This window comes from Microcoleus sp. PH2017_34_RAT_O_A, from assembly GCF_020737885.1.
Classification (GTDB): domain Bacteria; phylum Cyanobacteriota; class Cyanobacteriia; order Cyanobacteriales; family Microcoleaceae; genus Microcoleus.
Window position 1 is genome coordinate 66130 of the sequence record NZ_JAEQDD010000014.1, and the last position, 12908, is coordinate 79037.

At 45.2% G+C, this 12908-nt stretch carries 10 protein-coding genes and 1 tRNA gene; 4 read left to right on the forward strand and 7 right to left on the reverse strand.

Annotated elements, in window-relative coordinates:
- The 3 genes from JGK11_RS07155 to queG all read right to left on the reverse strand — a co-directional run bounded on the left by JGK11_RS07155 (window position 1) and on the right by queG (window position 2226).
- The gene (locus tag JGK11_RS07155; protein ID WP_293180656.1) at window positions 1–639 is read right to left on the reverse strand and encodes an HAD-IA family hydrolase; all 639 of its coding nucleotides are present in this window, start codon (window positions 637–639) and stop codon (window positions 1–3) included.
- Window positions 640–716: 77 nt separating this feature from the next.
- Window positions 717–788 (reverse strand) — tRNA-OTHER (locus JGK11_RS07160).
- Between the two features lie 454 nt (window positions 789–1242).
- Window positions 1243–2226, reverse strand: coding sequence for a tRNA epoxyqueuosine(34) reductase QueG (gene queG, locus JGK11_RS07165; RefSeq protein WP_293211099.1), 984 nt, complete (start codon window positions 2224–2226; stop codon window positions 1243–1245).
- Between the two features lie 211 nt (window positions 2227–2437).
- Between queG and JGK11_RS07170 the strand changes: the two genes are divergently transcribed.
- Window positions 2438–3400, forward strand: a complete 963-nt coding sequence (locus JGK11_RS07170; protein ID WP_293180650.1) for an orange carotenoid protein N-terminal domain-containing protein — start codon at window positions 2438–2440, stop codon at window positions 3398–3400.
- Between the two features lie 340 nt (window positions 3401–3740).
- The gene (locus JGK11_RS07175; RefSeq protein WP_293196404.1) at window positions 3741–4172 is read left to right on the forward strand and encodes a nuclear transport factor 2 family protein; all 432 of its coding nucleotides are present in this window, start codon (window positions 3741–3743) and stop codon (window positions 4170–4172) included.
- A gap of 724 nt (window positions 4173–4896) precedes the next feature.
- Here JGK11_RS07175 and JGK11_RS07180 read toward each other — a convergent pair.
- The 3 genes from JGK11_RS07180 to rsmH form a co-directional block, all read right to left on the reverse strand.
- Window positions 4897–5319: an anti-sigma regulatory factor gene (locus JGK11_RS07180; protein ID WP_293150468.1), complete on the reverse strand. Its 423-nt coding sequence runs from the start codon at window positions 5317–5319 to the stop codon at window positions 4897–4899.
- Window positions 5320–6196: 877 nt separating this feature from the next.
- Window positions 6197–7870, reverse strand: coding sequence for a SpoIIE family protein phosphatase (locus tag JGK11_RS07185; RefSeq protein ID WP_293180644.1), 1674 nt, complete (start codon window positions 7868–7870; stop codon window positions 6197–6199).
- 354 nt (window positions 7871–8224) lie between these two features.
- The gene (gene rsmH / locus JGK11_RS07190) at window positions 8225–9127 is read right to left on the reverse strand and encodes a 16S rRNA (cytosine(1402)-N(4))-methyltransferase RsmH (RefSeq protein WP_293190700.1); all 903 of its coding nucleotides are present in this window, start codon (window positions 9125–9127) and stop codon (window positions 8225–8227) included.
- 228 nt (window positions 9128–9355) lie between these two features.
- On the opposite strand from rsmH, the gene JGK11_RS07195 reads away from it, so the two are divergent.
- The gene (locus JGK11_RS07195; RefSeq protein ID WP_293122540.1) at window positions 9356–10540 is read left to right on the forward strand and encodes an NAD(P)H-quinone oxidoreductase subunit H; all 1185 of its coding nucleotides are present in this window, start codon (window positions 9356–9358) and stop codon (window positions 10538–10540) included.
- Between the two features lie 94 nt (window positions 10541–10634).
- Here JGK11_RS07195 and JGK11_RS07200 read toward each other — a convergent pair whose 3' ends face one another.
- Window positions 10635–11306 (reverse strand): hypothetical protein, encoded by a 672-nt coding sequence (locus JGK11_RS07200; RefSeq protein ID WP_293211102.1) that lies wholly within the window; start codon window positions 11304–11306, stop codon window positions 10635–10637.
- 247 nt (window positions 11307–11553) lie between these two features.
- Here JGK11_RS07200 and JGK11_RS07205 point away from each other — a divergent pair, with 247 nt between their 5' ends.
- A complete protein-coding gene (locus JGK11_RS07205; protein WP_293211105.1) occupies window positions 11554–12768 on the forward strand; it encodes a class I SAM-dependent methyltransferase in 1215 nt (404 codons plus the stop codon).
- Window positions 12769–12908: the final 140 nt, after the last annotated feature.

Here is a 12908-nt window from a genome sequence, read left to right on the forward strand (position 1 = left end):
TTACAGTCTTCCCAGATTACTCATAATATCGAGCAATTCCTGAGGCCGTTCAATCAAAAAATCGGGATTGTGTGCAGCCAAAACTTCCTGAGAATTAAAACCCCAACTTACCGAAATTACCTTAATACCAGTTTTTCTAGCAGCATCTATATCTCGGATTTCATCTCCTACATACACGACTTCTTCAGGATTTATATGCTCTTTTTTCAGCCATTTATTAATAACTTTATGTTTGCCAAAAGTTGAACCCGAGTAAATAAAGCTGAAAGTGTTTTGCAACCCGTTGATTTCTAGCAAGGCTAAGACATTCTCTTGGGAATTAGAGGTGATAATCCCCAATTGAAAGCCAAGGTTTTTTAACTCTAGCAAAACTTCTTTAATTCCCGCAAATAATTCAATTTTAGGAATTTCACTGCGTAACTCTGCTTTCAATTTTCTAATCAGCAGCGGGAATTTGAAGATAGAAATGCCAGAATACCGGAGGATTTGCCAAGAAGTTAAGTTGCTTAATTGAGCGAGTTCATCTTTTGTCGCAGACTTAAAGCCGAATTCTGCTGACAAACGGTTGGTGATGTTCAGAAGAATATCGATTGTATCTGCTAAAGTACCGTCAAAATCAAAAATAATTACTTTGGTCATTGGGGAAGATTAAATCACGAGGGGGAAATCTCTTCTATATTACTCATTGCCTTTTGATTGTTAACGCAAAAAAAAGATAGCAACGGCGGGAATCGCACCCGCATCTCCCGGTATACTCCAGGGAATTCTACCATTTAAACTACGTTGCTGGTGGCAGCGAACCGAATCAAACGGTTGTCTCTCGCCTTGACAAGCGAATTTCTGGATGTGGTACCCGCCACGTGATTTATCCGTGGAATCAATCCCAAATCGAAAATCTAAAATCCTCTCTTCCCCCGAATTTATCCGTGGGGTCGCCTCTAAAATCTAAAATATCGCTCTACCACTGAGCTACGCTGCCCCATTGCATTATACATTTTAAATGCAACTATTTGAGAATTGCCAAGCTGACAAACTCTAGACATAAATAACTATCAAGTAGGGTGTGTCAGTTGCGATAATTGTTATTTCCTGCCAACCATCTCAAAACTGACGCACCATTTTTTCTTGGTAGGTTCGTTTGCAGACATCGATTTTAAAAGAAGGAAGTTCGGCAACGAGCAATGTACGGGATGTAACGGATGTCAGAAAGAAGGAAAAAAAGACTGAAACTACTGACAACTATCAACTGTCAACTGTCAACTGACTATTAATTTGATTTGCTTTCGCATTCCGCCGCAACATTTCGGGTTTAATTCGCCGCAGTGCCGAAGCTGTAAATCGGCGGTTCCATTCTTCATCGGAAATCTCCGCTAATTCTGCAAGTGTCGGTGCTATGTTTTCAGGATAAGGCTCAAATTCTGCAACATCCGTTGGTTTGGCAAATCGCTGATTCCAGGGACAAACATCTTGACAAATGTCGCAACCTGCTACCCAACCTTGTAAATTAGATGCAATTTCGTCGGGCAGTTTTTCGGCTCGATTCTCGATCGTATGATAAGCTATGCACCGATCGGCATTCACGACAAAAGGCTCAGTAATTGCTTTCGTCGGACACGCCTCGATGCAGCGAGTGCAGGTACCGCAATGTTCGGTGTGTGGCGCATCCGGCTCTAACTCGATATTAGTCAAAATTTCGCCCAAAAACACCCAAGAACCGTATTCTCGCGAAATTACATTACCATTTTTAGCCATCCAGCCAATCCCCGCCCGCTGCGCCCACACTTTATCCTGAACCGGCCCGGTATCAGCATAATACCGTGCTTCAATTCCTTCGCCTTGCGATCGCACCCAATTTGCTAACAGCTTCAGTTTTTTGTGCAAAATTTTGTGGTAATCCCGCCCCCAGCCGTAGCGAGAGATTTTAGCATACTCTCTGACTGCATCGTCCCCCCCCTCGAACGGGGGATTCTCGGGGCGTTGGTGAGGCGTGTAGTAATTGAGGGCGACACATATTAATGACTGCACATCTGGCACGAGCGATCGAATATCCAGCCGTTTCGGGTTAGCCATCCATGCCATATCCGCCTGATAACCCTTGTCCAGCCAAGCCTGCAATCTTTGTTTTTCTCGATCGACATCTGCGTCTGCTGAGGCGATCCCGACTTTGTGAAATCCCAACTCTAGGCCTTTTTGCTTAATGCGATCGCTATTAATTGTTATTTTCATCGGATAAAAAACCATATCACAAAATGGGCTATAAGTCTATTAATATTTAGACTGATTTTACGACAGAATTCATAATACTTTCACAATCTTTATATTTATAAATTTGAACTGTAATTTGTCAAAAACGTTACATAATTTTAATTAAGGGAGAATTCGATTCGCACATCTCAAGTACGGAAATCAAACCTACAGCGAATCCCACAGTATAAACATGGCAGTTAGCATTCAATCAGCTCAATCTATTTTCTCGAACACCGAGATTGCTAGTGCTGTTCCGGCCACCACGGACTCGTTCTACAAACTCAGCGTTGAAGACCAACTCGCACTGCTCTGGTATGCTTACACGGAAATGGGCATTTCCATTACCGCAGCAGCCCCCGGAGTAGCCAGCATGGCGCTGGTTGAAGGCGTCCTGGGCGAAATCAAACAGATGTCGCCGGCTGCTCAAAGCAAAACCATGTTTGACCTAGCCAGCAACGCCGACACCACCATCGGCCGGATTTACACTTCATTGCGCGTCAATACTAAACTCGGTTTCTGGTACGAGTTGGGACAGTTGATGAAACAGGGCGCTGTCGCTCCCATCCCTGCTGGCTATCAAATGTCTCCCGAAGCAACCCAAGTCCTTGAAACCATCAAGAAGCTCGATCCGGGTCAACAAATTACTGTACTTCGCAACACCGTAGTTCACATGGGCTACGATCCCGATTTCAGCCAAGAATACGGCAAACGCTCTGCTCCTCGCAGCACTCCAACCGCTGTAGCAGAGCGGGTGAAAACCCAGATTGAGGGTATCAGCGAGCAAACTGTGCTCAGCTACATCGACAACATGAACGCCTTCGACTTCACCCCAGCCGTCGGTTTATTTGCTGAAGACGGTGCTCTCCAACCGCCTTTCCAAAAGCCGATCGTCGGTCGCGAAGCTATCCTCAACTATATGCGGGAAGAGTGCATCGGCCTGAAAATGCTGCCCGAGCGAGGTGTGTCGGAGCCTGCTGAAGATGGCTACCGCCAAGTCAAAGTCACGGGTAAAGTCGAAACTCCTTGGTTCGGCGCCAATGTGGGTATGAACATCGCGTGGCGGTTTATGCTCGATCCTCAAGGTCAAATTTTCTTTGTGGCGATCGACTTGTTGGCTTCTCCTAAGGAATTGATGAATTTGATGCGCAAATAGCATCTTCTTGTTTAACAAAGACTCTACAGCAACCCAGATGCCACGAGGTGTCTGGGTTTAGTTGATTTGAGATTTGAGATTTTTCGATTTTTGATTTGAGATTTGAAGGATTCAAGGATTGGGAATGGCTGATGGCATAAGGGTTTGCGACTTGCCTACAGTTGCATTATTTTTGGTAACTGGTACAATTTCGGTCGATCGGCCTCAAAGCTCCATGAGGCGCATAGCATTATTGATTTTTTTTAGATAAAATTTATGACCCTAGCTATATCTTTTGATGGATTTGCTGTGACCAAGAGAATGATTACATTAGATTCATTCATCTCCAATCATTTCTTATATGACCGCCACAACTCGACCTATTTTAACTCGCTCTATAAATATCGTCGGTCTCACAAAGCCTGCGCTAGAGCAATATTTTGAAACTTTTAACGCGGGCGATTTTGAAGCGACCGCTAATTTGTTTGCTGAGGACGGGGTTCTGCACGCGCCCTTTGAAGAGCCAATTATCGGCAAAAGCTCGATCGCCCGTTATCTAAAAACAGAAGCGCCAGGAATGCATCTCGAACCCCAGCAAAGTGCAAGCAAAATTTTAGAAGATGGCACAGTTGAAATTCAGGTCAGCGGCCGGGTGCAAACTCCCGCATTTGGTATTAATGTCGGATGGGTTTTTCTGCTCAATTTTCAGCAAGAAATTCTTTCTGTTACCGTCAAACTCTTAGCGTCTCCCCAAGAATTGCTGACTCTGCGACCTAAGAAATTCGGTTCTTAATATAGGAATTATCCAGGGAGTGAGGCACAAATTGGTAATTGGTAATTGCCAAGAAAGCGACCGCAATGAAATTGTTTTATAGTGAGGAATAACCTCATCTCCAGAGGGAGCATCCCAATGAATGCAAAAAAGCAATTTTTTTACAGTGCTATCCCCGAAAAGCGAGTGTTGAATATATCGCTCTTCGGGGACAGCACTATAAAATCAAAACTGAGAGGCTCCCATCTATCTAAGCATAGCCAACGCTATAGAAAGCCGATTTTTTCAGTATTTATCAGCCCGCAACAGTACCTAGAGCAACCGCAGCCGACAGCTAAAACGTTGTTATGTTATACGATTTATAAAAAGTATTGGTACATAATTGTTGGGGATGAGTAAAACGAGGAGTTGTTTGCTTAACTCGCGATAGAGGTGCGTCGCTACTCTAAAAGTCGCTTTTCTTTACGGATTTTTAATAGCGACGCACCCTACAGCTACTGTTGCTTGTTTCTTCTTAATTCTTTCTTCTTCCTTCGGCTCTACAATCTTAGAGTCTGGTTAGAGAGGGACGAGATTGCAAGAAAAAGTGGCTGTCACCGCACGGTGCGACAGACAACCACTAGAATCAAAAACATTGTCAATCACTAATGACTAATGACTAATGACTAAACGGTGCGACAGACAACCACTAGAATCAAAAACATTGTCAATCACTAATGACTAATGACTAATGACTAATGACTAATTAAGATTTTTCCGGCAAACTCGCTTCCAACTTCAGACAGTTACGACCGTCTAATTGCAAAGTGTAGTCCACCCGATCCATAAGTCGGCTCATAATCAGCCAGCCATAGCCACTTTCTTGTTTAGCTTCCGGCCTCGGGGGACTGTAAGTATCCATTTCGTAACCTTTACCGTAATCCCAAATTTCTAAACCAATATCCCGATTTTTTAAATTCAAGCGAATTAAAACTGGCAGATTGGGTTGATCTTTGTGAGCATGGCGGATCACGTTAGAATAGGCTTCTGCTAACACCAAGCGCAAACGATTCGACTGACGCGGCCAATCGACGTGCTCTCCTAGCTCAACTTCCAAACTGCTCAGCAACCAATTTTCAACTATTGTTAAAAACCGCAAGTCGCTTGGCACATGAAGCTCAGTATTCATAAAAAAATCCCGTAAGTTTGAAAACCCTGTGTCTTCAGACCAGGTTTGACACTCGAGCGGGCTAAAGCCGCTGAGATTCTACTGACAGAATTAGACAAAGGGTGTGACCTAAATCTAATCTCGTTACGACCGTCAAGCGCCGTCTACTTAGTCACTCATCGTCAAGCGATAGTTACTAGCTAATGATTGTTGTTTCTAATGCTTTCAGAATCCATCACACTTGCCAAGACGCGGTACGCTCGACATCCTGCCATTATTAGCTCTTTTTGTGTTGCCTCTCACTCTTGCGTACTAAGTTGCAGGGATTTCTCCGATACTAGGATGTTTCAACACGTAGATGTTTTTGTTCTTACTCACAATCTAAATTGTATCATACTACGAAGAACACGGGGACTAAAGTCCTCCGCGTCGCTTTCCTAGGAAGGACTAAAGTCTCTGAGTTTCCCGCATCCCGTATTAGTTTTATGAAACATGACGCACCAAATTTATCTGGCGTTAATATTTGCCGCTACATAGAGGATACTCAATGGCGGGCGATCGATGCAATACAATTTTTTTGAAAGCCTCGATCGCAAAGCATCAGTTAAAAGTTAGGCATTTACCCCGCCCAAAAAACGGATACCGTGCCACTTACCACCGTCGTGGAGAGATCCAAATTTTAGAGGAAAGTTCAAGCTCCCGCGATTGAATGCGAGAGTCAAATCTCAAATCTCAAATCTCAAATCGACTGACGCGCTAGTTCTGTAACTTTTGCCGTTAGCGAAGCTTGCAGAAGAGCATCGCCCGCGTTCTCTGTATTAATCTGTAGGCCCTCAACTGACGGCTGGAGTTTTTGAGACCCAAAGCCCCCGACTCTTCGTCGGCATGACTGACAGATTCAGAGAACCTCCAGAGAGAGTATGGTTTGGTCGTCTTCCTGAACGGGATTGTCAGCTCGGATGTAAGCCAACAAATTGTCCAAGTTGAAAGAACCAGGCTCTTGAATCAAAAGTTGCCAAAGCCCTTCTTGTTGTAGCATAGAACGGGTTTCTTCGCCCCCTGCGACCGCCTTAGTGGTCACGCTAGCTTCAGTAATCCCGTCACTTGTCAGCAGAAATACATCTCCTGACTTTAATTCGATCGCACCAGCTTTACCTTTCCAGACTGGCAATATCCCCAAGGGAATACCGCGAGCTTTGAGGAAATTCGGCTCTGCTGGCGTTGCACCGCTAGCTGCTTGAGCTTTCACCTCTGAGTTAGACCAAACGATCGGATAAATGTGACCAGCATTAGCAAAAGCCAGGTGTCCTGTTGACGGAGTGTAACGAGCTACAACCATTGTAATAAAATGGTTGTTGCCGATCAGATCGTCAGCCATACTGCTGTTCATATTCTGCATCACTCTCTCGGGTTCGGGAGAAACTTCTTGAGAAAGTTCGCGCCGCATCACCGAAATCGCGCTAGCCATAAATAGAGCAGCCGGAACACCCTTACCGGAAACATCTCCCACAGCTATCCAAATATCCCCTTGAGAGTGGACGTAGACCTCAAAAAAGTCGCCGCCAACTTCCCGCGCGGGATAGCAACAAGCTTGCACCCTGACAGTTTCAAAATCCGGCCAACTTTGGCGCAACAAGTTTGTTTGGATTTGGCGGGCCACCTCCAACTCGTTTTGCATCTGATTGGCTAAATCCAGAGTGCGCTGATAGAGCTTAGCTTGAGACAGGGCGAGAGCAGCTTGAGCTGCTACACCTTCTATTAACTCTATCTCTTCTCCCGACCAAGGGTTAGTGCCACCTTGCTGACACAGGGCTAGTACCGCCAGCAAGTCTTGCTGATAAGTTAGGGGCACAGCAATCTCAACCGAGTTACCGTCAGCCCCACTGTTGGCGCTGACTTGAGTTTGGCGGCTGGCTACGGCTTGAACCAGCAAATTTTCATCAAAAGAAAAGCTGCTAGGTTCGGCGTTTTGGGCTTGGTAGGGAAAGGTACTGGGTAATAGTCGATCGACCTCTACCGGCCGCAGCATACAATAGTTGGCCTCAAAAGTTTGACCTACGGTTTGAACAATAGTTTGTACCATACTAGAGTAATCTAGCGACCCGCGAATCACGCCCATCACCTCATTAAACAGAGATTCCTTGCGTAAAGCGCGGCGCAGTGCAACGCTGCGCTGCTTGTAGTATTTGTAAGTTTCTGACGCTTGATTGATAACTGATTTGAGCTCTTCAGGATTCCACGGTTTGGTGATGTACTTGAAAACTTGACCTGCATTAATTGCTTCTACCAAGTCTTCAACATCGGTGTATCCTGTCAGCAGAATCCGAATCGTATCAGGAAAGCGATCGACTGTTTTCCCCAAGAACTCGGTACCATTCATTTCTGGCATCCGCTGGTCAGATATAATCACCGCCATCTCGCCCTGTTCGTCTAGAACGGACAGGGCGCTGAGGGCGCTATCTGCTTTGTAAACCTGAAAATCGCGTCGAAACGTCCGGTACAGCAAATCCAAGTTGTCGGGTTCGTCATCGACTACCATTAGTTTCAGTTTGCTTCCATCTCCCCGACTCATGCTATTCCCTACTCCTAGGCGAATTAATCAGGTCTAAAACTAGCTTGTCAAGTACCCTTGGCTGATTGGGCCGAGCCGAATCAGGATCAGGGGTTCGGGTTTCATAGGTCAGTGCCATGTTAGTGATACCACAAGGAAGTTCGGAACTTGCATCCGGTCGCGGCCTGACCAGAAAGAATTGGTTTAAAGCCCCAAGGTTGAGCGGGAGAAATTAAAATCAGACTATTCATTACTCCAATCCTCGGACTTCCTTCTTAGAGGTCGCCCTCAACTGTCAACTGTCAACTGTCAACTGTCAACTGAACAGACCTCGCCGCCTTTGAGAGCTCGTCCTTTATTCCCGTTACAGCCGAATCAAGTTAATTTTTCTGCCAGTCTGAGCTTAGCAGAACGAGAGCGGGGATTTCTAGCTAGTTCGTCGGATTGTGGCACGATCGGCTTTTTTGTCAGTACCTGCAAACACTCTGTTGCTCTCAACTGGTGCTTGACCGGCCTGTCTTCGAGACTGTGAAAAGTAATAATTCCAATTCTCCCACCGGGTTTTAACCATTTAGGCGCTTGGTTGAGGAAAGTGTCTAAAGACGCTAGTTCGGAGTTGACAGCTATTCTCAAAGCTTGGAAAGTGCGGGTGGCGGGATGGATTCTACCGTTGCGCTGCTTGGGTGGGAAGGTAGAGGCGATCGCACCTGCGAGCTCTGTAGTAGTTTCAAAAGGACGCGATTGCACAATCCGCCTCGCGATGCGCCGCGACAGTCGTTCCTCGCCGTACCTGTAAATAATATCTGCTAGTTTAACTTCTTCCCAGTGATTGATAATCTCTTCTGCGGTCAAAGATTGCTGCTGGTTCATACGCATATCTAGTTGAGCTGGATGGCGAAAACTAAAGCCTCGTTCCGGTGTATCGAACTGAGCAGAGCTAACGCCCAAGTCTGCTATAATACCATCAAATTTGGCATCAGGAGACTGATATTGGGCAAAATTGCCGTGCCAAAACTCGACGGGCGAGTTGGCAAATCGGGATTGGCAAAAACGGATGGCTTCTGTATCGCGATCGATCGCCACCACCGTCACATCAGGGGCCGCCGCCAAAATCAAACTCGTGTGTCCGCCGCCCCCAAGCGTCGCATCCAAATAGCGCCCGCCGGCACGCACAGCTAAACCCGCAATTAACTCACTTCCCAAAACAGGAACGTGATAGGTGTCAACACTGACATCCGATCCAGGGGTATCCTTTTCAGATAGCTCGATATCCTTCATAATCTATAAAAGTGAAACAAAAATCAACAATAGTCAGTTGTCAGTTGTCAGTTGTCAGTTGTCAGTTGTCAGTTGTCAGTTGTCAGTTGTCAGTTGTTCTCAGTTCCTAGTTAGAAAGTTTTTTTGCTAATGAGCAATGACCTGTTTGAGCAATTACCACTGACCAATGCCCAATGCCCAATGACCAATTACCAATGACCAATTACCTATTACCAATTACCTATTATTATGTCAAGAATTGAGACTAGAACTGAACCAATGGTGCTCAACATGGGCCCGCACCACCCATCCATGCACGGCGTACTCCGGTTAATTGTCACCCTGGACGGCGAAGACGTAGTGGACTGCGAGCCTGTTTTGGGCTATCTACACCGCGGCATGGAAAAAATTGCCGAAAACCGCACCAACGTGATGTACGTCCCCTACGTGAGCCGCTGGGACTACGCTGCGGGGATGTTTAACGAAGCGGTGACAGTCAATGCGCCGGAAAAGTTAGCGAATATAGCTGTCCCCAAACGGGCGAGTTACATTCGGGTAATCATGCTGGAGTTGAACCGGATTGCTAACCACTTGATGTGGGTGGGGCCGTTTTTGGCAGACGTGGGCGCGCAAACTCCCTTTTTCTACACTATGCGCGATCGCGAACCAATTCTCGACTTGTGGGAAGCAGCCACCGGCTACCGCATGGTAAACAACAACTACTTCCGCATCGGCGGAGTCGCAGCAGATTTACCCTACGGTTGGGTAGACAAATGCGAAGATTTCTGCGATTACTTCCTTCCCAAAATTGACGAATACGAACGTTTAATTACCAACAATCCGATCTTCCGCCGCCGGATTGAAGGACTGGGTACGATTTCCCGCGCCGAAGCGATTAACTGGGGACTATCGGGCCCCATGTTGCGCGGTTCCGGTGTGAATTGGGATTTGCGGAAAGTTGACCATTACGAATGTTACGACGACTTCGACTGGGAAGTTTGCACCGAAGCTGCGGGCGATTGTTTAGCCCGCTACTTAGTCCGAATTCGGGAAATGCGCGAGTCAGTTAAAATTCTCTATCAAGCTTTGAAAGCACTCCCCGGCGGCCCTTACGAAAACTTGGAAGCCAAGCGCTTAGAAAGCGGGCCAAAATCTGAGTGGAACAGTTTCGACTATCAGTTTATTGGCAAAAAAGTAGCGCCAACTTTCAAGATTCCTAAGGGCGAACATTACGTGCGTGTTGAAAGCGGCAAGGGTGAGTTGGGAATCTATATTATCGGCGATGACAGCGTGTTTCCTTGGCGCTGGAAGATTCGCGCTGCGGATTTCAATAATTTGCAGATTTTGCCCCACATCGTGCGCGGTGTAAAGATTGCGGACTTGGTGGCGATTCTGGGCAGTATCGATATTATCATGGGTTCTGTCGATCGCTAGATGAAAAAGGGCGATCGTATTTTTGGGCTATTTGCTAAAAAGTGCGATCTCCCTTTTTTTGAATCCTCGATCGGCTACTATAAACTATGGAATCTCAACAATAAAAATCATAGCTAAAAATTACTTGAGTTCCGCACTGCGTGCAAATACGCTTATCACAATCATAATCTACTTCTAACAGCCGCAAGTTTGTGCTGTTGCAGTAGGGGCAATACTCAGTTACAGATAAACTTTCAGGGGGGATACACTGCCATTTTGGTAAATTAACAGCTACCTCTGACTCTAGGGAAGTTAATGTATTAACAGGTAAACTCCATACCCTATCTAGTAATTCATTGACTTTGAAACTTAATTCATTAACATTTTCAATCCACAAATAGCCGCAGCGGACAGCACGACAGATCGAAACGTTTCTCTCTTCTTCAATAAATATAGAGTTTCCCTTGGGATCGATCGCCTCGCATTTCCACAATGTTAATACTATAGGAACTTCTTGTGAGTAATTCACTATCAAAGCCGGGATATCGTTTAGTTGATGTTCTGTAAAACAAGCCACCCATATATCGCCGGCAATTCTCTTGCATCTTTCTAAAGAAACGCAATTTTTCAAGAAATTATCGAAGGCGATGATATCTTTGTCTACTTCATCGTGACCTAAGTAATTATTGCGTCTTTTTGTGTCTGCAAGATCGAAGATAACTAAATAAGCTGGTAATAATAACTCGCTTGAATTTTTGAACTCTTCTAAACAAGACTCTCTCGACATACAGAAGGATTATATTTAAAAGCTAAAGCTAGCTTATCACAGCGAGCGAAAATTGCCAATCTCAAATCTCAATTTTGCGATCGGCGTCAAAATGATATAATAAATTTTGAAAAATAGAGATGTTACAGAATGAATGCCAAATTTATGAACATCAAAATTTCTCTCTTTTCTCTTCCTCTGTGTCCTCTGCGCCCTCTGCGGTTAAAAAATCTTTATTTCCTCAATAAAATAACATCAACTATAAACTATGACAGTCCAGCAATTAGATATTAACGATAGCAACCCCGAACTCTGCGCTTTAATCAGCGAAAGAATTGCCGCCAGTCCCCAGCAGCGCATTACCTTTGCGGAATATATGGATTTGGCACTATATCACCCGCAGTATGGTTACTATAATGGCGATCGACCAAACATCGGCAAACAAGGCGATTTTATCACGTCGCCTCATTGGAGCGCAGATTTTGCTGAGGTTTTGGGCGAGCAATTTGTGGAAATGTGGCAAATTCTCGGCAAACCTCATCATTTTACTATAGTAGAAATGGGTGCGGGGCGGGGAACCTTTGCCACACATTTACTGCAATACCTGCAACGACAACATCCCGATTTATTTAAAATATTAGAATACATTATTGTTGAGATTTCCCCTGTACAGCAAGCGGTGCAGCAGCAAAACTTAGCTGAATTTAAAATAGTCAAGTGGTGCAAGTGGGATGAAATAGCTAATAACTCGATTGTCGGATGCTTCTTTTCTAACGAGTTAGTAGATGCTTTTCCAGTCCATCAATTTATCATCGAACAAGGGCAACTTCGGGAAATTTACGTTACCGCAAACGAAGAAAAAAACGAACAATCTGGAAGCAAGTTTATTGAAGTAGTAGGCGAGCTTTCAAATCCTAAGATTGCCGAATATTTTGATTTAGTAGGAATTGATTTATCGGCAAGTGTCTATGGGGATGGTTATCGCAGTGAAGTTAATTTAGCAGCTTTAGAGTGGATAAAAACAGTTGCAGAAAAATTGCAGCGCGGTTATTTGTTGACAATTGATTACGGCCATCCGGCGCACCGATATTACAATCCGAGACGCACAGAGGGAACGCTGCAATGTTATTACCGCCACCGCTATCACAGCAATCCTTATATTAATGTGGGGTGGCAGGATTTAACGGCCCACGCTGATTTTACGGCGCTGGAAAAACAAGGTGAATTGTGCGGTTTGGAGATGATGGGTTTTACTCAGCAGGCTTGGTTTTTGATGGTGTTGGGTGTGGGCGATAGAATTGCTTCTCTATCTGCAAATGATGCACAAGTATTGGATTTGGCAACATTTTTACGCAGGCGGGAAGCGCTGTATCAATTGATCGATCAGATGGGTTTGGGGGGGTTTGGGGTTTTGGTGCAGTGTAAGGGGCTGAGTGAGGAGGAGAAAGGGGAAAAGCTTAAAGGCTTGAGAGTGCCAGATTAGTTATTTAGATGAGTTTTTAAAGTTGATATTTGGGGAGAATCTCAGTTTTGCATTTACAGTGCGAGCGTCCCCGCTCGCGTGCTTGTACAAGCACGCGAGCGGGGACGCTCGCACTACCATAAAAAATGCTTCTTGCAAAA

Excerpts from the sequence above, each read along its gene's own strand:
- JGK11_RS07155 (WP_293180656.1), bottom strand. The coding sequence starts at position 639 with ATGACCAAAGTAATTATTTTTGATTTTGACGGTACTTTAGCAGATACA.
- queG (WP_293211099.1), bottom strand. The coding sequence starts at position 2,226 with ATGAAAATAACAATTAATAGCGATCGCATTAAGCAAAAAGGCCTAGAG.
- JGK11_RS07170 (WP_293180650.1), top strand. The coding sequence starts at position 2,438 with ATGGCAGTTAGCATTCAATCAGCTCAATCTATTTTCTCGAACACCGAG.
- JGK11_RS07175 (WP_293196404.1), top strand. The coding sequence starts at position 3,741 with ATGACCGCCACAACTCGACCTATTTTAACTCGCTCTATAAATATCGTC.
- JGK11_RS07180 (WP_293150468.1), bottom strand. The coding sequence starts at position 5,319 with ATGAATACTGAGCTTCATGTGCCAAGCGACTTGCGGTTTTTAACAATA.
- JGK11_RS07185 (WP_293180644.1), bottom strand. The coding sequence starts at position 7,870 with ATGAGTCGGGGAGATGGAAGCAAACTGAAACTAATGGTAGTCGATGAC.
- rsmH (WP_293190700.1), bottom strand. The coding sequence starts at position 9,127 with ATGAAGGATATCGAGCTATCTGAAAAGGATACCCCTGGATCGGATGTC.
- JGK11_RS07195 (WP_293122540.1), top strand. The coding sequence starts at position 9,356 with ATGTCAAGAATTGAGACTAGAACTGAACCAATGGTGCTCAACATGGGC.
- JGK11_RS07200 (WP_293211102.1), bottom strand. The coding sequence starts at position 11,306 with ATGTCGAGAGAGTCTTGTTTAGAAGAGTTCAAAAATTCAAGCGAGTTA.
- JGK11_RS07205 (WP_293211105.1), top strand. The coding sequence starts at position 11,554 with ATGACAGTCCAGCAATTAGATATTAACGATAGCAACCCCGAACTCTGC.